We start from the raw sequence: 19,950 nt of genomic DNA on the forward strand, positions 1-19,950 counted from the left end.
GAAGCGACCGCCCGACGTGGCCGCGACCTGGGTGGTCCCGGCTTCCTCTGCCTCACCGCCCACGTTGCGACGCTTTACGTCACCACATAAGCGAGGGAGCGCTCAAACCGCACTCCTACAAAAAGCGATCCGGCGTACTTAGCGTAGTGCCAGGAAATCCGGGCTGACGACGAAGCGCACCGCGTCCAGACGCATGCGTGCTTCCGGCAACGCCGCGAGCAGTGCCGTGCGTTCGGCGGCCACGCGGGAGATTTCCGTTTCGGAGATCGACGGATTCACCGCGCGCAGCGCCACCAGACGCGCATATTCCGCATCCAGCTCCTGCTGAGCCCGCTCGATCGCCTCGTACTTCAGTACATCGCCGCGTGCGTCGGCCAGGTCCGCCGCGCGTTCGAGCATCGGCGGCACCAGCTTGGACAGGAACTTCCGGTAGCGGACGACTTCGATATTCCGATCCGGCGCCTTGCGCATCGCGACTTCGCTGGGCACGAAGTTCGCGCGCTCGGTAAGACGGGTATCCACGCAGACAACCAGCGGTGTCGGCGGAATGAAACGTTCCGCATCGAGGGTGCGCTCCGCGACGCATTCGAGCACGAAAACCGCCTGCAACAGCGCCGTACGAACAGGCAGCACATCGTCGACCATGAACGCCGCATTGCCCTGCTCGCCAGAGACCAGCAGATCGACGGCGGAATTCACCATCGGATGATCCATGCGCAGCAGCGGCAATTCCTCGCGGGAAAGCGCGGTCTCGCGTGAGAACGTCACAGCGATGGGACCATCGCCAAAACCTTGCAGACCATCCGTGGACAGGTACTGCGGATCGAGCAGCACGACATCGGGCGCGAGTTCCTCGGCGTGCACGCCGTAGTTCTCGAACAGGCGCTGCAGGAACGCATCGCGACCCGGATCCACATCGTCGATAGCGAACGCGCGGCTGAGATCGTCCGCATGCGGATCGCGCGTGGCGGCCAGTTCCAGCAGGTGATCGCGACCGGCGTGGATCAGTGCGGAAAGCTCCTCGTGCGCCGCCCGCGTTTCCGCGACCAGCGCGTCGAGTTCCTGATCGCGGTCGTCGTCGCCGCGTGCGTGTTCGTCCGCGAGATTCGAAAGCAGCGGACCAAAGCGACGAAGCAGTTCGCGACCGTCGGCCGGGCTGTGACGGAACGCGTCCAGGCCCTCGTCGTACCAGCGCGCAAGCACGTGCTGCGCGCTTTCCTCTACGACGGGAATGTGGATGACGATATCGTGGCGCTGGCCGATGCGGTCCAGTCGGCCGATGCGCTGTTCCAGCAGATCGGGATCGAGCGGAATGTCCCACAGCACCAGACGATGCGCGAACTGGAAGTTACGGCCTTCCGATCCGATCTCCGAGCACAGCAGGAGTCGGGCGCCATCGGTTTGCGCGAAGAACGCAGCGTTGCGATCGCGCTGCACGATACCAAGACCTTCGTGGAAGCGCGCGACGCCGACGCCGCTGCGTGTGCGCAGGGCTTCCTCGATGGCGAGCACCTTGGCCTGCGTGCGGCAGATCAACAGGAACTTGTCGGCCGGATACTTATCGAGCAGATCGATAAGCGCCTGCAAACGGGGATCGTCGGCGTAATCGGGTTCGACAGGCGCCGGCGGCTGCTGGCAGTCGGCCCGGAATTCGGCGAGCAGCGCATCGCGACGGCCCGGGTCGAGCGTTTCGTGATCGAGCAGGATCAGGTCAGGCAAGCGCCGCGGAAAACCGCCGATGCCGGCACGGCGATTTCGGAACATGGCCCGGCCCGTGCCGTGACGGTCGATCAGCGCGGCAAGCAGCTCGCGCGCGATTTTTGCGTCGTCGGCGCGGGCAAGCAGAGCGGTCAGTTCGCGGTCGCCCGCGAAGCGCTTCGTCAGTGCCTCGCGTTGCGCGGCGTCCAGCGTGCCGCCTTCGGTAAGCACATTCGCGACATCGGACAACGTCCCGAATGCATCGGCCTCGGCCAGATACGTGTCCAGATCGCTGTAACGCTGCGGATCGAGCAGACGCAGACGCGCGAAATGACCCGCGCGACCCAACTGTTCGGGAGTAGCGGTCAGCAGCACGACGCCGGGCGTCGTCGCGGCCAGTTCCTCGACCAGCGTATAGCGCGGACTGGCGCCTTCGGGCGTCCATTCCAGATGGTGCGCCTCGTCGACGACCAGGAGATCCCAGCCGGCGTCGACAAGCTGGCGCGCACGCCTGGGCGATTGCTCCAGGAAAGCGAAATCGGCGATGACGAGCTGTTCGTCCTCGAATGGGTTGCGGCCGTCGGACGACTGTTCGATGGCCTCGCAGCGCTCTTCGTCGAAGATCGAGAAACTCAGGTTGAAGCGACGTAGTAATTCGACGAACCACTGGTAAACCAGCGTTTCGGGCAATAGCAGCAGCACGCGACCGGCACGCCCGGTGGCGAGCTGGCGGGACAGGATCATGCCTGCCTCGATCGTCTTGCCGAGACCGACCTCGTCCGCCAGCAGCACGCGCGGCGGGCGGCGCGCGGCCGCAATACCCGCGACGCGCAACTGATGCGGAACCAGACCGATGCGTGCGGACTCAAGGCCCCAGGCGGGCGAGCGACGGGCTTCGGCGTGGCGTTGCAACGCTTCCAGACGCAGGTCGAACCGGTCCGTGGGGTCGGTTCGGCCGCCGACAAGGCGATCGTCGGCTTGCGAAACGCTTTGCTCGTCGTCGAGCTGGCCTTCTTCCAGTTCGCGGCCTTCGCCGCGATACACCAGCAGACCTTCGCGTTCTTCGACCCGCTCGACCAGAAAAGCGATGCCCTTGCCGGCAACACGCTGGCCGGCGCGGAACTCGGCACGCACCAGCGGCGCGCTTTCGGTGGCATAGGGGCGAAGGACGCCCGCCTTGGCGAAAAGTACCTGTACACCACGTCCTTCGACGCGCAATACGGTGCCGAGACCGAGTTCGGGTTCGGCAGAGGAGATCCAGCGTTGTCCGGGTTGGAACATCAGGTAGGGAAGTCAGGCAGCAGGGGTCGTGAATTATCCGCCCATGGAAGCGCTATGCCTACCTTTTAGACTCACTTCGGCCCAGTCAGGCGATCGAGACGAAGCCGTTCGCGCCCATCCGTCAGCAACGACGCCGCGCCATACGCGGTGCCGATGGCCGCAAGACAGCTTCCGCCGGAAAGCAGGAACATCAGCAACACCTGGTACTTCACGGCCTCCACGGGGTCCAGTCCCGCGAGAATCTGTCCCGTCATGATGCCGGGCAACGTAATGATGCCCGCCGCGATCATCTGATTGAGGACAGGCACCATGCCGCGCCGGATGGACTGGCGAACGAGCGGGCCGATGGCGACGCGCCACCTTTCCCCAAGCATCAGACGTGCCTCGATGGATGCCTGCGCCCCGGTGACGCCATCGAGAATTCCGCCGAGGGAAATGCTTCCGGCGTTCAGGACGCTGCCCAGGATGATTCCCACCAGGGGAATCGCGTAATGCGGATCGAACCAGGGCGCTGGCCGGATCGCCGTGACCAGCGCGAAGACGCTCGTGAGTACGGTGGCGCCTGCGACCGTCGGAATGCTGACGAGGAAATTCCCGCCACGCAGTTTCCGCGAAGGCCGTGCCGCGACTTCATAGGCGGCGACGAGGATCATCACGAGCACGATGGCGCCCGTGGCGGCGGGGGAATCGAGCGCAAAAACATAGCGCAACACATAGCCGACCGCGGTCAGCTGAAGCACCATCCGGCCGGCGGAAATCAGCAACTGGCGATGAAGCCCGAGACGCAGGAATACCGATAGCAGAATGTCCACGACAACGAGCGAGGCCGCGATGGCAAGATCGAGCGGATGCAGCGAGATCGGATTCATAGCGGCGCGAGCCTCCCCGCTTCCATACGCAGAACCGTGTGGGCGAGCCGCGCCGCCTGAGCGGTATCGTGGGTAACCACGATCGCAACGACGCCAGCTTCGAGCCTTTCCCGTAACAGTGCTTCCACCGCCAGTGTCGCTTCCGGATCGAGCGAGCCGGTCGGTTCGTCGAGCAGAAGCACGTCCGGGTCGGCCAGCATGGCGCGGATCAGGCCGAGTCGCTGCCGTTCGCCGGTCGAAAGCTGAAATATCTGCCGCGCGAAGATATCCGCAGGCAAGCGCAATGCATCGGCCAGCTCCGCGGCGCGCGTTCGCAGGTCCGCATCGAAATGCTCCGCGACCGACTCGCCCCACCAGCCCGGCTGCGCGGGAACCAGGCCTACCCGGCGACGCCATGCGGGCGCGGAGATAGCAGCGCGATCATCGCCCGCCAGCGAAACCGCGCCCTCGTTGACGTCCAGGTCCGCCACCATCCGAAGGAACAGACTCTTGCCCGAACCGGATGCACCGACGATAGCGGTGCATCGACCGGCCTCGACCCGAAGGTCGAAGGGACCCACCAGGGCATTGCGTAGTCCTTCGATGCTGAGCGTCATGAGGTCCTAGGGTGAGCTGCTGGCAGGGGCGGGCCCGATGGGTGTTGCATCGTCGGGCCTCCAGCGCATATTGCCCGACTCGAACATCGAAGCGGCAACCTGATACGACGCGATCGCTTCTTCGACGGACCGGTCGTTCCGGGCCGTGGCATCGGCCGTGTCGTTCGACGTCCCGACGGCGTTCTGCGACAGGCGCTTCCCCGGCGACAGAATGGTAAGGCGGTTGTCGTGAAGATATCCGAGTTGCTGATAAGTGGCAGGGAACGCCCGCTCCTTGTCCGCGGGCACATTCAGAATGTCGTAACCGAAGAACCGGCTCCGGTAGCTCATATGGAGCATTCCCAGTAGCGTCGGTGGGATATCGATCTGCGCCATCAGTTTGTCGATACGTACCGGCTTGACGAGCGCGGGTGCGTAGATAATCAGCGGGATGTGATAGCCGTCGAGCGGGATCGCCGTCTTGCCGGCACTGCTCGCGCAGTGATCGGCCGTGATGACGAACAGCGTATTGGCGAAGTACGGTTTGTCCTTTACACGATCGATGAAGTCGCCGATGGCCCAGTCGGTATACATCACCGCCGCATCGCGCTTGCCCTGTCCGCCATTCACGCGACCGGTCGGGAACGTATACGGGCGATGGTTCGACGTCGTCATGACGTGCAGGAAAAACGGTTTGCCCTCGGCATAGTTCGCATCCATGCGTCGCATCGTCATCGTGTACAGATCTTCGTCGGCGATGCCCCAGACGTTCTCCGCGTGGATCGTCGCGTCCTTGGGATAGGAGCCGCGGTCCACGACGTCGTAGCCGTTATGCGAGAAGAAATAGGACATGTTGTCGAAGTAGCCATAGCCGCCATAGACGAACGCCGAGCGGTATCCGTGTGCGTTGAGCACACTACCCAGGGAGAAAAGGTTTTCGTTACCCGCCTGGCGAACGATCGAGTCGCCCGGTGTCGGCGGCGTGGACAGCGACAATGCTTCGAGTCCCCGGACCGTGCGCGTGCCATTGGCATACAGCTGGGTAAACAGAGCCGACTGATCGGCAAGTGCATCGAGACGTGGCGTGAGGTTCTGCTGGTTTCCGAAGTGCGCCATATAACTCGCGGAAAGGCTCTCCACGCTGATGAGTACGATATTCAACCGGCGCTCGGGACCTGGGGCGCGGATCTCGCGGGTGAAATCCGTGCCCTCGTTATGAATGAATCGCGCGTCCGGCGTATCGAGCATGCCGCGCACAACAGCCGTCGCGCGATCGCGCGGCAGCGTGCGATAAAACGACGCATAGTCAAGTTTGTTCGCACGGAATGCGGCGAAGAATTCGTAGATGCCGTTGCCGGCCAGCGCGTTGAGCGCAGGATTCGGAGACCGTTCCTTATCGCCCGACGACACGGCCACGGTGACGAGGCAGGTCAGCGCGAACCAGACGATCGCGACCATCGTGCGCTCGCGGGCGCGGGACTGGTTCTCGGCCGCACCGCGAAAACGGTGGAAGACGTACACGACGATAGCGGAGACGACCGCCAGTTCGGCAATCCATCGGCCGATCGGATACGACTCCCGTATGTTTCCGATGACCTCGGACGTATAGACCAGATAGTCGACCGCGATGAAGTTGAACCGCGTCTGGAATTCGTCCCAGAAAATCAGCTCCGACGTGCCGACGAATAGCAGTCCGAAGATCGATATCGCGAACAGGGCGAGCAGAAGGAACTGGCCGACGCGGGAAGAGAAGGGGATGCCGCCAAGAGGGAGCAGGAGCAAGTAGAGAATCAGCAACGGCCAGATCTGGCCGAAGGACGCGATGAATGCGATGCGCAGGGCGATGAGTATCGCGACGAAAATGAGCGTAAGGCAGAGTGCGTAGATGCCCCAGCGACGAAGGCCCGGCGAGCCGTCGTTTGTTGGCGTCAGCCACAGGAACAATACGAGTGGCCACGCAACGTAAATAAACGTGACTACGTCGTAGAAAAATCCGATACCGAATGCAAAGAGCATGCTCCCAGCGTCGTGCGGGATATTCGAGCCGCCTTTCCACAGGAGGAGGCAGCGGGTCGCGAAGGAGATGACCAGGAAGAAGATGGCCGCCGATATGACGGGGCTGAATCGGCGTGCCGCCGGTGCTAGTGAGGACTTGAGGTTTGTCACGACATCACCCTTGGACGGATTCTTTGGAAGGGTGCTTTGTGTCGCTTAGGGGGGCCTTATATTTGGTTTCGCCTTATAAGAGTGCTGTGATTCGAGGGGATGTCGCAAGGGCCACCTGCCTCCTCGCCGGCCCCACGTCGGGCGGCCGCGGCACGGCGCGGGTGGACCGGCAGGGCTGCGTGAACGGGCTTCCTGCCATTTTCCCTTCGAGGCCAGATCCGCCAGCCCACCTTCGCCCTGTGCGTGGGCACGGCGAGGGATAGGGTCGGTGACCCCGTGCTGTGAAATCGACATTGCATCGAAGCCGGAATGCGCGGGGAGGGAGGCGTTGCTTATGGTCATTGCCAGCAGCGCCGCTGTCATGGATTTCGAAAAGCGGACACCTTTCGGTGCCCGCTATGGCGACACATGGTGCTGTCGCGTGAGGCTTGTCTTACGTAGCCTTCCGAGACTTGCGATTCGTCAAGCCGATCACGACCGGCATCACCAGCAGCACCGTCGGATACTGCACCAGCAGACCGGCGACAATCGCGATAGCCAGCGGTTGCTGGATGCCCGAGCCACGGCCTATCGCCAGCGCCAACGGAAGCAGGGTAAGGATGGCGGCCAGCGTGGTCATCGTGATCGGGCGCAGACGATCCTGGCTTGCCGCGCGCAATGCCTCGTGTTCCGGCATCGTGCGGCACAGGGAGACGTATTCGGAGATCGAGAAGATCGCCATCTCCGTCCCGATACCGACGATCATCGTCAGGCCCATCATGGCGGTGATGTTCAGGTCGACACCCGAAAGCCACAGGGCGATGAAAACGCCCGTCGCCGAAAAGAGCGACCCACCGATCGCTATCAGCGACAGACGTACCCGTCCGTAAAGCACCATCAGCAGAATGAACTCCGCCACAAGCGCGGCGGCGAATACTTTGCTCAGGCCCGCGAAAGCCACTTGCTGCTGTTGGTACAGCCCACCCAGTTCGTAGCGGACGCCGGCATCGAGCAAGCCGGGTTTGGCGAGCGCCGCCTGCACCTTCGCCACGGCGGCGCCGATACCGCCGCTGTCGATGCGCGCCGTGACGGCCACCATGGGCTGAAGGTCTTCGCGTGTGATCTGCGGCTGGCCCGCCACGGGCACGACGGTTGCCACGCGGCTCAGAGGAAACAGGTGGCCATCGGGAGCACGTATCGGGAGTTCTTCCAGCTGCGGTACGCGCCATTGCCTTGCGCCGGGCATGGATACGCGCACGCCGACGCTTTTCGTTATCTGCGGCAAGGTGGTTGCGATCACGCCGTTGAGTGCGGCGTCGACGGCCTGACTGACCGCGGCGGCGGTAACGCCTTCCAGCGCGGTCTTTTCCGTATCGATACGCACATCGAGTGCATCGCCGGCCAGACGGACGCCGCTCTTTATCTCGACGACATTGGGTATGGACGACAAAGCCTGCGCGACGCGTTCGGCCTGACTGTCCAGAACGGTGGGGTCGACGCCGTAGAGTTTTACTTCGATCGGCTGAGGCACGGCCGTCAGGTCGCCGATCAGGTCTTCCATCAGCTGTGCGAGTTCGATCTGCACGCCGGGGACATCGCTTTCGATGCGATCGCGCACATCGTTCATGACATCGGCGGTGGGGCGCTTATGGTCCGCCTTGAGCTTCACGAAGAAGTCGCCGTGATAGGACTGGCCGAGATCGCCGCCGAGGCCGGTGCCCAGGCGGCGCGAGAACGTGTCTACCTCGGGAGTTTTCCGAAGGATCGATTCGACTTCCGAAATCTGCCGTGCCGATTCCGGTAGCGACGTACCGGGTGCGGTGTAGTAGTCCATCACGAAGCCGCTTTCGTCGACTTCAGGCATGAAACCCGTAGGCACCTTTTGATAGGCCAAATACCCAGCGCCGAGCAAAGGCAGCATAAACAGGGCGAGAAGGTACGGCCGTTTCGACAGGCCGTCGTAAAGCCACCCATGGACTTGCTTCAGTCGGCCGCCCTCGCGTTCGCCCGGGTCCTGCCATTTGGTGAAGTCGATGAAACGTCTCGCCAGCACGGGGACGAGAAGCGCGGTCATCAGCCACGACACGATGAGTGCGCATGCCATGGTGATGGAAAGCGCCTTGGAGAAAGCACCCGTCACGCCATCGAGAAAACCGAGCGGGACGAACACGATAAGCGTCGCCATGCTGGAGCCCGACAGCGGGGCAAAGAATTCGCGCGCGGCCGGAAAAATGCCGGATGCACCGACGACCTCGTTGCTACCTTCGCGTGTCGCACCGGCGCGTCTCGCGATGTGTTCGATCATCACGATGACATCGTCGATCACGAGTCCGACCGCCGCCGCGATACCGCCGAGCGTCATGATGTTGAAGCTCATGCCCATCGCGCGGAGCAGGAGGACGGTGATGGCGAGTGTGGCGGGAACGACCACCAGTGCCACCAGCATGACCCGCATGCTGCGCAGGAACAGCCAGAGCACCACGCCGGCCAGCAACAGTCCGATGATGACGGCGTCGCGCACGCTGGCTGCCGATTCGAGGACCAGTTCGCTCTGGTCGTACCAGTTCTTCAGCGTCACGCCTGGCGGCAACGCCAGGCCCGCAAGGCGCTGGCGTACCTGCGCGGCGACATCGACCGCATTGCCGTCCGGTTGCTCGTAGACGTTGAACAGGACCGCGGGTCGTCCGTCTTCGGCGACCTTGACCCACTGCGGCACATAGCCGTCGTGCACGCTGGCGACATCGTCGAGCTTCGCCCAGCCGCCACCGTCGTTCCTGACGATGGTCTTGCGCAGCGTATCGACGCCATGGAGGGAATGGTCGGTCACGACCAGATAGAGCTTGCTCTTGTCCTGTACGTGTCCTACTGCCTGCAGCGTGTTCGCGCCCGATATGGCGGCGACTACGTCGTCGAGCGTCACGCCGTGCGCGGCAAGCCGCCGAGGGTCGACTTCCACCTGGACTTCCGCCGTTTCGCCGCCTTGCACGTCTACGCGTGCCAGTCCGGGTACCGACGCCAGTAACGGCACGACCCGGTACGCGGCAAAGTCCCTGAGTTCCACGGGCGAGAGGCGATCGGAATGCAGTGCATAGGAGACGATGGGGAAGACCGTCGGATCCATGCGCCGTACGTTATAGGTCGTTCCGGCGGGAAGCGTCGTCAGCGCTCGCGCGATGGCGGAGTCGACCAGCAGCGTCGCGGCAGTCATGTCGCGTCCCCAACCGAAATCGATCGAGACCTGCGACGAGCCGCGCGTGCTTTCGGAGCGAAGGGCGATCACGCCGGGTACGGTCCGGATCGCTTCTTCCACCGGACGCGTAACCAGTAGCGCCGTCTGGTCCGCGGGACGATCGCCCGCATCCAGGTCCACCACGATGCGAGGGAAAGATACCTGCGGGAACAGGCCGACCGGCAGGGACGTCGCGCTGAAAAGGCCCGCGGTCGCGAGTGCGATCGCGAACAGAACGAGCGTGCGCGCGTGGCGTTCGAAGAAGGACGGGCTATTCATCGGGCCGCCGGGGCGTTACCGGAACGAACCTGCATGTCGTTTTCCAGCTGCGCCGCACCGACCGTGACGACCGGTCGATCCGGCTGGACCGGGCCCGATACGGCCGTCATATCGTCATGCTCGCCCAGCACCGTAACGGGCACGCTCACCGCTTTACCTTTGTCGGTCTGGAAAATATGCGTATCGGCTCCCTCGCCGATGACCGCCTCACGTGGCAGCAACCAGCCGTGCCACAGCCCGACCGTGATGGCCGCGCGATACGTCATGCCGGCGACAGGCTGTCCTTCCGGCACGATTTCCGCTGCGGCCTGATGCGTCTTCGGGTCGAGCGACGAGGCAACGCGACGCACCGCCCCGGACACGTCTTTCCCGTCGTCCAGCGGCGACATCGTGACCGTGTTCCCTGCCTTCACCCGATTCATGGCATTCGCTTCGATACCCGCGATGACGCTGAGACGATCGCTTCGACCCAGCGATACGAGTGCCGCGCCCGGCTGCACGGTATCGCCCGCCGTCGCACCGAAGGCCGTCACCACGCCATCGAAAGGCGCAACGATGTTTATCGTTCCGTCCGGCGCCGAGGCGGCCGGCAGTGCATCGAGTGCGGAACGCGCGTCGTCGGCGGCCTTGACGGCTTGCGCGAGCTGATCCTTCGTTGCCAGCTGCTGCGCGAACAACTGGGCGGTATGCTGTCGCTGTGCGTTCGCGACGTCGAGCGCGGTTCGCGCCTGCCGCAACGTCGCCATCGATGGCGCGGCGAGGGTGAAGACGAGCAGACGCTGTCCCCGTTTGACCGCCTGACCGGGTATCGCATCGATACGGGTAAGCGAGCCCTGCGCCTGCACGTTCAGGGTAATGACGGCGTCCGCCGCCGCCGTCGCGACGCCATACGCGGTCACGACATCGGGCAAATCGCCTTGTACCGCTGGCTTAACCTGCACGAGCGCACTTGGCTCCGCCGTGGCGCCGGAGTCGGCGTTACCGGCGCTGCATGCGCCAAGGGCGCCGACGGCTACGCAGCATGCCGCTGACTTGAGAAACGCATTCATGGTTGGGTTACATCCCGTGGCAAGGTCGCCGGCATGCCGGTACCGATCAGGGTGTCGAGCGCGACGCGCTGTTCGAGCATCGCCTGTTCGAGCGTAATGACAGCGGTGCGACGCGCGAGCGAAGCCACCGCAAGGTCTACATAAGCACGCATATCCATAAGCCCTGCGTCGAAAGCCTGTCTGGCGCGTTCGTCCGTCCGGTCCGCCTCGGGCAACGCGGCGACACCTGCGGCGAGTTGACCGGAAAAGGTCTGTTGCGCATCGAGCAGCGCATCGACCTCGTCGGTGGACGTCGCCAGCCTGGCGGTGTACTCGTCGTGCAACTGCTGGCGCGTCGCCGACTCGACCGCGATGACATGCTGGTTGCGATCGAATACAGGCAGATCGAATGTCACCGTCGGGCCGCCGTTGCGTACGCGGCTATTGTCCTGCGAAGCGCTGTAACCGATGGACAGCACGGGGAACTGCGCGAGGACGGCCGCGCGCAATGTCGCTTCCTGCGCGGTATATCCCAGCCTGAGCGCCACGAGATCCGGACGCCGTTGCGCCAGGGTCGACAGGTCGGCGCGTACCTTGCCGGCATCGAGCGTGGTCATGGAGGGGAGAGGCGCGAGCGGAAGGACGGTTTTCGAACTGATACCGAGCAAGGTATTCAGATCGCGTCTTTGTGCCTTCAGCTTGCGATCGAGTTCGTCGTGCGCCACGCGCGCATCCGCTGCGGCGGCGAGTGCGGGTGTCGCCGCAGCGAGCTCCGCGTTCCCATCGGTAACGGCCTGGCGTACGCGCGCACTGCGTTTATCGAGGAGCGTGAGAGTGGTGGTCTGCACATCGAGAAGCCGTTCGCCTTCGACGATGTCGACGACGAGCAGTCGCGCTTTCGCGACCGTCTGCCATTCCTGCCAGAGCAGACTGGCGTCGACCTTCGCGGCGTTCGCTCGGGCGGCTTCGCGGCGCGGTGCCAATGTAATGAGCGATTTGATGTCCTGGCTGATTCCCGCCGTCCATGCCGTCGAGTCGCCGACGCCGGAGAGGAGATAACCGATACCCGCATTGACGGATGGATTGGGTAGCAATCCGTCCTGAAGCATCTGCGCCTGAGCGATGCCGCGTTGCGAACGTGCGGAGACGAGCTCGGGGCTATTCAGCAGAACGAGGCGTTCCACGTCCGCGATCGTAAGAGGTTCGGACGTTTGCGCAGCGCCGTGCAACGCGGCCGGGTCGGACGGCAGTGTCGCCGTGGTCGGCAGCGGCAGGGGTTTGTATGTGGCGCAGCCGCCCAGGCTCGCGATGCACGCGGCAAGCGTCAGGGAAATTCTGCAAGCATGTATGTGACGGTTCGGAGACACAGGAGGCGCCACGCGCCCCTCCTTGCAGTGGCAGAGGTTACCGACCTTAATGGCGTTTGCTTAGGACTCTCTTTGGATCGATGCGGATTTGGCAGCGCCGTGCGCAATGCCCTCAGTCTCACATCTCCGCAGGGATCGCGCTCAAGCGCGCTCCTGCACAAGACCTGCGACGTGCTTGCGGCGTCGCCCTCAATGAAACTTTCTTCATCATCGGGAAGGGGGCCGGCGCCACCCACGCGGCGGCCGGCAGGAGGGCAAAGGCGGTCGGGTGGACGTTGTGTTTATCGTGGATCGCGGGGAACCATGTAGCCGAAGCCGCGCACCGTCTGGATCGCTTCATGGCTGAGCTTTCGCCTGAGCGCGTGCACGAGGACCTCGAGCGCATTGGGACTGAGCGTGTTGTCGATGCCGTAGAGCGACCGTTCCAGCGTTTCCCTGCGGACGATCCTGCCGGTCCGTTCCATCAGAATCTGGAGCAGCGAAAATTCGCGACGCGTCAGCTCCACCCGCTCTTGACGGTAACTGACCTCGAACGTACTCAGATTGAGTTCGAGCGCGCCCGCCTCCAGGCAATTGTCGGCAAGGCCGTGCGCGCGGCGGGTGAGGGAACGTATTCTTGCCGCCAGCTCATCCAGATGAAACGGTTTGACGAGATAGTCGTCCGCACCGGCATCGAGACCGCGAATGCGTGCCTCGACGGACTCCCGCGCGGTCATGACAATGATGGGCGTCGTGACGCGGAGTCGACGTGCTTCGATCAGGACCTCCAGGCCGTCTTTTCCGGGCAGTCCGAAATCCAGCAATACCAGATCGGCGGTTTCGCCCTTCAGGGCTTCGAGGCCCTCGGGTCCGGTACGCAGCCAGGTGACCGCGTACGAAAGCTGCTCGAGGGCACGTTTTATCGCCGCACCCAGCTGAGCATCGTCTTCGATGACGATGATATGCACGGTCAGCTCCTCGACCTCTTTGCCCACGTCGCACCATGGAAGGTAAGCCACCGCGTGGCATCGTTCGGGCAACGCCAATACGCGCACGTTGCGCAAGTATTGTTCGGTACGAGGCTTAGGGGCGCCTTAAGGACGAGGGCTGGTCAGAAGCGATCGCAGTTGGGGATACGGGGACCGGGCCAGCGCATCGGCGAGTGCGTCCAGGAAATAGGACGGCGCTTTGGGGATCGCGCTACGCAGGAAGGTTTCCGCCTCGTCGACGCGACCTTGCGTGGCAAGCACCGAGGCCCAGCTGCATTCGCCGCGATAGTCGCCCGCTTCGGCCGAGCGCCGGAAGAGCGCCATGGCCTTGTCGGGATCGTGCGGCGTTTCCCAGCCGTTTTCGTAGTACTGGGCAAGGAAGTTCATGGACCGCGCATGGCCCATATCAACGGCACGGCTGAACCATACGAACGCCGCGGCACGGTCCTTCGTCACGCCGCGACCATTCGCCAGCAGGTGCGCGTAGTTGTAAACCGCCCAGTCCAGGCCGGTGTCGGCGGCGCGGCGGAACCAGACCGCCGCCAGATCGTAGTCGACCGCGTTACCCCAACCGTTCTCGTAACAGCGACCGAGCATGTTCATCGCCATCGGCGAGTGCCGATGGGCGGCCTGCTGAAACCAGTACAGCGCCTCGGAGGGCGCTTTTTCGCAGCCGTTGCCGTCGAGATACATCTGGCCAGCGATGGTCTGCGCCGCAGCGTCGCCTGCGCGTGCCAGTTCCGCGACGTAAGCGAAAGCGGCTTCCGGCGATTCGTCGAAGCGGCTGGCCAGTTCGGACGGATCGAAGGGCATCAGGTCTCGGCCCATTGACGCAGAAGGTTGTGATACACGCCGGTCAGCTGAAGCAGGGCGGATGCATCGGCGCCCGACGCCGTAAGGGTCTGGATCGACACGTCTAGATCGAACAGCAGGCGTCGATGGCCGTCGTCGCGCACCAGGCTCTGTATCCAGAAGAACGAGGCTACGCGCTCTCCGCGCGTGACGGGCAAAACCTTGTGCAGGCTGCTGCCGGGATAAAGCACCAGGTGACCGGCCGGCAGTTTTACCGAATGCGTGCCGAAAGTGTCTTCGATGACGAGTTCGCCACCGTCGTAAGTATCCGGATCGGCCAGGAATAACGTGGCCGAAAGATCCGTGCGCACGGCTTCCGGCGGAGATGTCCGGCGATCGTAGCGAACGGCGTTGTCCACGTGGAAGCCGAACGACTGGCCGCCATCGTAGCGATTGAACAGGGGAGGGTAGATGCGTTTCGGCAACGCCGCAGCGAAGAACGTCGTATTGGCCGAAAGTGCCTGGAGCACCGCGTCGCCGAGCTCGATGGCGAGCGGATCGTTCTCGGGAAGCTGGGCGTTGTCCTTGGCGGTGGCGGACTGATAGCCCGCCGTGATGCGGCCATCCGCCCAGTGCGCTTCGGAAAGTCGCCGGCGTACCGTCGCGACTTCGACTGCGGTCAGGACTTCGGGGATGTGCAGAAGCATGCGAGCTGGCCTGTAAGTACCTCCCCGACAGCGCGGGGAGGTACGTTGTGCATCAGAACTTGAAGTTGGCGCTGAGGATGCCAACCCGACCCGGTGCTACGTTCGCGTAGTGCGCGGCGTAGGCCTTGTCGAAATAGTACTTGTTCGTGAGGTTCTGGACGTTCAGCTGCAGCGTTACGTTGCGATTGACGACGTACGAGGCCATCAGGTCGAAACGCGTATAGCCGGGAACCCATTTGGTGTTCGCGGTGTTGCCATAGACCTTGTCCATGGCATACGCGCCGCCGCCGACGGTGAGCCGCGGCGTGATGGCGTAGCTGGTCCACAGCGTGAAGCTGTTCTTGGGCGTATTCGGGAACTGGTTGCCCTTGCTGGCGATATCGGCCGGTGCCGGCTGGATCAGCTTGCTGTTGAGATAGGTGTAGCCGGCGAAGACATTCCATTGTTCGGTGATATTGCCGCTTGCACCGATTTCGATACCGTCGACGCGCTGCTTGCCCGCGTTGATCTGCGTGCTGCCGCGGCCGCCGGTGGCGACGCGCGCATTCGTCTTTTCGGTGCGGAAGATGGCACCGGTCAGCGACACGCGCTGCTCGAGAACGTCCCACTTCGTACCGACTTCGAGGTTGCGGCTGCTTTCCGGCTTCAACGCGCTGTTCGTGACGGCGATGCCATCGGCACCGTCGCCGGCATCCACGCCGGGCGGATTCGACGACGTGCCGTACGACGCGTAGATGCTGCCGTTGGCGGCGGGCTTGAATACGACGCCAGCCTGGTAGTTCCAGAAGTTCGAATCGTTCTTGGCGACCGTGGTGACGTTCGTCGTGGTGGTCAGTGCGGTCGACTTCGTTTCGAAGCTGTCGAAACGCGTGCCGAGATTCAGCGACCACATTTCGTTGAGTTCCATCGTGTCGAACGCCCACGCGGAGCGCGTATTCGTCGTGATGCGCGCGGGGTTCTGTCCGCCGACGATCGCACCGGTCCACGGATCGTGCGGATTGGGATTGATGACGGGAGCGCACCAGTAGTTCGAGGGCGCACCGATGCCGTACTTGCTGGTGCAGGCGCCGTTGACGATCGAGCCGCTGTTGTGGGTGTCGGCGGCGTTCTTTGCCGGATCGACCAGGTAGCTGGTGCGGTTGGTCTTCTCGTTGCTGATTTCCACGCCTACCGCGAGCGTGTGCTTGACCGAGCCGGTCTCGAACGTACCCGTGAGGTCCGTCTGGTTCGTCACGTTGGTCGTGTCGCTGATGCGGTTGTTGTTACGGCGCCAGATACCGCCGTTGACCAGGAAGTTGCCCTGGCTGTCGTCGGGCTGCGTCCAGATGTAATCGTTCGTGGAGCGGGCATACACCGTGGTATTGCGCAGCTGCCAACCATCGCCGAAGTCGTGCTTGACCAGTATCTGGCCGATATCGTTTTTCTGCTTCTGGAAATCGCGATCGAGCAGGCCGTAGTACGTACCGCGCGGCACGTGGATCGGGCTGCCGCTGCGGTTGGGTGCGTTGTTCGGGTTGTTGTACGGAATGCCGCTGTCCGGCGTGTCGTCGGACTGCAGGTGGTAATAGCTCAGCGTGACGCTGGTATCGGCGTGCAGGCCGAAGGTGATCGAGGGAGCGATGCCCCAGCGGCTCTGGTCCGGACCGTTACGCCCCGGCACATCGGCGTCGTGGGCCATGACGTTCAGGCGGAAGGCGGAGTCCGAACCGATCAGCTGGTTCCAGTCGGCGGTGCCGCGTTTGTAGCTGTCCGTGCCCAGGCCGACCGTGCCGCTGACGAAGTTTTCGGCCTTCGGCGCTTTCGACACCAGATTGATGCTGCCACCCACGGAGCCACGACCCGTATAGGCGGAGCTGGGTCCCTTGATGACTTCGACCTGCTCGATGTCGAAGATTTCGCGCTGCTGCGAGCCGGAGCTGCGCACGCCGTCGACGAAGATCGAACTCTCGGAATCGAAGCCGCGAATGATCGGACGGTCGCCGTTCGGATTGCCGCCTTCGCCCGCGCCAAAGGTGATGCCGGGAACGGTGCGCAGCACATCCTGGAGCGACATCGATGCGCTCTGCTGGATGATTTCCTGCGGAATCACGGTGACCGAGCGGGGGGTATCCAGCAGTGGGGCGGTGAACTTCGGCGAGCTCGAATTGACGACGGTGGACTGGACCCTGACGCTTTCCAGCGTTTCCGCGCTCTTGGCGTCTTTGTCGCCCTTCGGCGGCGGTACCGTGACATCGGCGGCATGCGCGGCGGATGTGGCGAGGACGAGGCCGAGAGCGCTGGCGACGAGGCGCCGGGGGGAGGTCGCCGTCGACGTGACGAACGCGTTGGAAGACATCGGGCTTTCCTTGTGCATTTACGAATAGGTTTTTCAGGCCGCGCGGAACCGTCCCGGTGGGTGGCCGGGGGCGGTTATTGCGCTGGTGTTCCCTGGTGCCCCGGCAGGGCCGGGCATAACGGTAAAGTTACAGTAAGTGAGAATGATTCGCAATCTGTTACGGAGAGTAAGAGGGCCGTGCAATGGATTCGGAGCCGGCCTGTAGGTGGGGTGGATGACGGACCAAAAAAAACGCCACGCTTTTGCGTGGCGTTTTTCATTCCCGTTACGGGAAAGGCATTACCAGATCTTTACCTGCTTCTCGCCAGCACGGACCATGTTGGCGCCGGGCTTGCACTGGAACGCCGTAGCGAACGATTCCATGTTCGACGGGGCGCCGATGGCGCGCAGCGAGGCCGGTGCGTGCGGATCGGTGTTGAGGTACAGCATCGCCTGCTTTTCGCGGACGCTGCCGCGCCACACGCGTGCCCAGTTCAGGAAGAAGCGCTGGTCCTGCGTGTAACCGTCGATCTTTGCCTGCGCTTCGGTCGGGTTCTTCTTCAGCGCTTCCTGCAGGGCGTCGTAAGCAACGTTCAGGCCGCCCAGATCGGCGATGTTCTCACCCAGGGTGAGCTTGCCGTTGACGTGCAGGTCCGGCTTGTCCTTGATCGGCGCGTATTCGTTGAACTGGTTGACGAGGCGCGCGGTGCGCTCCTCGAACTTCTTGGCATCGTCCTTGGTCCACCAGTCCTTGTTATTGCCTTCGCCGTCGAACTTGCTGCCTTCGTCGTCGAAGCCGTGGCTGGCTTCGTGACCGATGACGGCACCGATGCCGCCGTAGTTAATGGCGTCGTCGCCATTGGCATCGAAGAACGGCGGCTGCAGGATGGCGGCCGGGAAGTTGATCGTGTTGTCGGTCGGGTTGTAGTACGCGTTGACCGTCTGCGGTGTCATGCCCCAGTCGAGGCGGTCGGTCGGCTTGCCGATCTTGGCGATGTCGTAGTGATAGTTGAACTTCGACGCCGCCTGGACGTTGGCGTAGTAGTTGTCACCCTTCACGTCGAGGCCGGACCAGTCGCGCCACTTGTCGGGATAGCCGATCTTGGGCAGGAAGGTATTCCACTTGGCGACGGCCTTTTCCTTCGTCTCGGGGCTCATCCAATCGAGGTTTTCGATGCGCGCCTTGAGGGCGTTGCGCACGTTGTCGACCAGTTCGTTCGCACGCTGCTTGGCTTCCGGCTTGAAGACCTTGGCCACGTAGAGCTGGCCGAGCGCTTCGCCCATGCTGCCGTTGACCGAACCGAGCACGCGCTTCCAGCGCGGCTTCTGCTGCGGCTGGCCGGCGAGGGTCTTGCCGTAGAAGTCGAACTTGTTGTCCTGGAAAGTCTTGGACAGGTACGGCGACGAGCTGTCGATCGCGTGGAAGCGCAGGTAGGCCTGCCACTGCGAAACCGGCGTGGAGGCCAGCATCTTGTCGACCTGCGCGAAGAACTTCGGCTGCGAGAGCGAGAAACCCTTGTCGACCGTGACGCCCTGGGTCTCGAAGAATTTTTCCCACTTGAAGTGCGGCATGACCTTGTCGGCCTGGGCCACGGTCACGAAGTGGTACTGGTTTTCCGGCGTACGCAGCTCGACCGGCGCGAGCGATGCCGCGGCCAGCGTGGTTTCGAACTTCATGACGTCGTCGGCCTGCTTCTTCGCATCGGCTTCGGGTACGCCGCCGAGGGTCAGGGTCTTGGCGACGTATTCGACGTAGGACTTGCGGATTTCCGCGTTCTTCGGGTCCGTGTAGTAATCCTTGGTCGGGAGGCCGAGGCCGTCCTGCTGCGCGTAGCCGATCTGGATCTTCGCGTTCTGGTAGTCGGCACCGGAGCTGAAGCTGAAGACATAGCCATTGCCGTCGGCGAAGCTCGAGTCAAGGAAATCGACGACGTCGGCGCTGGTCTTGAGCGCGGCGATCTTGTCGAGTTCGGGCTTCAGCGGCGCGGCGCCCGCGGTTTCGATGGCGGCGTCGTCCATGCCCGAGCGATACAGCAGGCCGATCTTCTGTTCGATCGAGCCGGCCTTGGCGCCGTCGGCGCCCTTGTTCATCTCGTCGACGATGTCGTGCTGGGTGTTGAGGCTGTTTTCGGCCAGCTTGTCGAAGGCGCCCCAACGGGTGCGATCTTCGGGAATCGGATTGGCGGCAACCCACTTGGCGTTGACGAAGCCGTTGAAGTCGCCGCAGGCGTCGACGTTGGTGTCGATATCGGCAACATCGAACGAGGGCGCCTTGGCGGCAGCGGCCGTCGTCGAGGCCGGAGCCGGAGCGGTAGCGCTCGGGGCAGGCTGGTTGCCGCCCGGGACGGCGGTGTCCGCGTCGCTATGCTTGCTGCAAGCGCTGGCGGTGAGCGCAAGGCCGACCGCAAACGCGAGCGGCTTCAGAAACTGCTTGGTCATGGATGTCCCTCTGTTGGTGGCATCGCCCGCAGGCGAGATCGGTAACTTCCCGAGGATAACGTGTGTTGGCGCCGTGGAGGGGTGGGGGTGACGAAAGTCATGGGTGGGGGCGGGCTATCGTTGCGCTGCTCCATCCACCCCCTTCCTCACCGTCGCCCCAGCGCAGGCAGGGCCCCAGGGCGATATCGCTGGAATGAGCGATATCGCGGACGGCCGCATTCTTTAACAGTGAGTAGGCAGTGTTCGGCGTTCCTGGTCG

Annotated in this window: 12 protein-coding genes; all 12 read right to left on the bottom strand. The window is 63.4% G+C overall.

Features of this window, described 5'->3' with window-relative positions; all coding sequences use genetic code 11:
* Window positions 1-138: 138 nt before the first annotated feature.
* The 12 genes from rapA to EC912_RS18445 all read right to left on the bottom strand — a co-directional run bounded on the left by rapA (window position 139) and on the right by EC912_RS18445 (window position 19,691).
* Window positions 139-2,979 carry an RNA polymerase-associated protein RapA gene (rapA, locus tag EC912_RS18390; RefSeq protein WP_132147232.1) on the bottom strand — a complete coding sequence of 947 codons (2,841 nt, stop codon included), beginning with the start codon at window positions 2,977-2,979 and terminating at the stop codon, window positions 139-141.
* Window positions 2,980-3,050: 71 nt separating this feature from the next.
* Window positions 3,051-3,848, bottom strand: a complete 798-nt coding sequence (locus tag EC912_RS18395) for an ABC transporter permease (RefSeq protein WP_132147235.1) — start codon at window positions 3,846-3,848, stop codon at window positions 3,051-3,053.
* Window positions 3,845-4,444 (bottom strand): ABC transporter ATP-binding protein, encoded by a 600-nt coding sequence (locus tag EC912_RS18400; protein ID WP_132147238.1) that lies wholly within the window; start codon window positions 4,442-4,444, stop codon window positions 3,845-3,847. Before EC912_RS18400 ends, EC912_RS18395 begins: the two co-directional genes overlap by 4 nt.
* A gap of 6 nt (window positions 4,445-4,450) precedes the next feature.
* On the bottom strand, window positions 4,451-6,439 hold the full coding sequence (locus EC912_RS18405; RefSeq protein ID WP_243649348.1) for an LTA synthase family protein: 1,989 nt from the start codon (window positions 6,437-6,439) through the stop codon (window positions 4,451-4,453).
* Window positions 6,440-7,022: 583 nt separating this feature from the next.
* Window positions 7,023-10,076: an efflux RND transporter permease subunit gene (locus EC912_RS18410; RefSeq protein WP_132147245.1), complete on the bottom strand. Its 3,054-nt coding sequence runs from the start codon at window positions 10,074-10,076 to the stop codon at window positions 7,023-7,025.
* A complete protein-coding gene (locus EC912_RS18415; RefSeq protein ID WP_132147248.1) occupies window positions 10,073-11,125 on the bottom strand; it encodes an efflux RND transporter periplasmic adaptor subunit in 1,053 nt (350 codons plus the stop codon). Before EC912_RS18415 ends, EC912_RS18410 begins: the two co-directional genes overlap by 4 nt.
* Window positions 11,122-12,483: a TolC family protein gene (locus EC912_RS18420; protein ID WP_132147251.1), complete on the bottom strand. Its 1,362-nt coding sequence runs from the start codon at window positions 12,481-12,483 to the stop codon at window positions 11,122-11,124. Before EC912_RS18420 ends, EC912_RS18415 begins: the two co-directional genes overlap by 4 nt.
* 269 nt (window positions 12,484-12,752) lie before the next feature.
* Window positions 12,753-13,418 carry a response regulator gene (locus EC912_RS18425; RefSeq protein WP_132147342.1) on the bottom strand — a complete coding sequence of 222 codons (666 nt, stop codon included), beginning with the start codon at window positions 13,416-13,418 and terminating at the stop codon, window positions 12,753-12,755.
* A gap of 126 nt (window positions 13,419-13,544) precedes the next feature.
* Window positions 13,545-14,252 carry a tetratricopeptide repeat protein gene (locus tag EC912_RS18430; protein WP_132147254.1) on the bottom strand — a complete coding sequence of 236 codons (708 nt, stop codon included), beginning with the start codon at window positions 14,250-14,252 and terminating at the stop codon, window positions 13,545-13,547.
* Entirely contained in the window at window positions 14,252-14,938 is a 687-nt protein-coding gene (locus EC912_RS18435) for a Fe2+-dependent dioxygenase (RefSeq protein WP_132147257.1), read from the bottom strand. Before EC912_RS18435 ends, EC912_RS18430 begins: the two co-directional genes overlap by 1 nt.
* Window positions 14,939-14,990: 52 nt before the next feature.
* Window positions 14,991-17,273, bottom strand: a complete 2,283-nt coding sequence (locus tag EC912_RS18440) for a TonB-dependent receptor (protein WP_132147260.1) — start codon at window positions 17,271-17,273, stop codon at window positions 14,991-14,993.
* Between the two features lie 279 nt (window positions 17,274-17,552).
* Window positions 17,553-19,691 (bottom strand): M13 family metallopeptidase, encoded by a 2,139-nt coding sequence (locus tag EC912_RS18445; protein ID WP_132147263.1) that lies wholly within the window; start codon window positions 19,689-19,691, stop codon window positions 17,553-17,555.
* Between the last annotated feature and the right edge of the window lie 259 nt (window positions 19,692-19,950).

Origin of the sequence: Luteibacter rhizovicinus, from assembly GCF_004342265.1 — a bacterium.
GTDB lineage: Bacteria > Pseudomonadota > Gammaproteobacteria > Xanthomonadales > Rhodanobacteraceae > Luteibacter > Luteibacter rhizovicinus_B.

Coding starts and splice junctions, on each gene's coding strand:
- rapA (WP_132147232.1), bottom strand. CDS start 2,979: ATGTTCCAACCCGGACAACGCTGGATCTCCTCTGCCGAACCCGAACTC.
- EC912_RS18395 (WP_132147235.1), bottom strand. CDS start 3,848: ATGAATCCGATCTCGCTGCATCCGCTCGATCTTGCCATCGCGGCCTCG.
- EC912_RS18400 (WP_132147238.1), bottom strand. CDS start 4,444: ATGACGCTCAGCATCGAAGGACTACGCAATGCCCTGGTGGGTCCCTTC.
- EC912_RS18405 (WP_243649348.1), bottom strand. CDS start 6,439: ATGCTCTTTGCATTCGGTATCGGATTTTTCTACGACGTAGTCACGTTT.
- EC912_RS18410 (WP_132147245.1), bottom strand. CDS start 10,076: ATGAATAGCCCGTCCTTCTTCGAACGCCACGCGCGCACGCTCGTTCTG.
- EC912_RS18415 (WP_132147248.1), bottom strand. CDS start 11,125: ATGAATGCGTTTCTCAAGTCAGCGGCATGCTGCGTAGCCGTCGGCGCC.
- EC912_RS18430 (WP_132147254.1), bottom strand. CDS start 14,252: ATGCCCTTCGATCCGTCCGAACTGGCCAGCCGCTTCGACGAATCGCCG.
- EC912_RS18435 (WP_132147257.1), bottom strand. CDS start 14,938: ATGCTTCTGCACATCCCCGAAGTCCTGACCGCAGTCGAAGTCGCGACG.
- EC912_RS18440 (WP_132147260.1), bottom strand. CDS start 17,273: ATGTCTTCCAACGCGTTCGTCACGTCGACGGCGACCTCCCCCCGGCGC.
- EC912_RS18445 (WP_132147263.1), bottom strand. CDS start 19,691: ATGACCAAGCAGTTTCTGAAGCCGCTCGCGTTTGCGGTCGGCCTTGCG.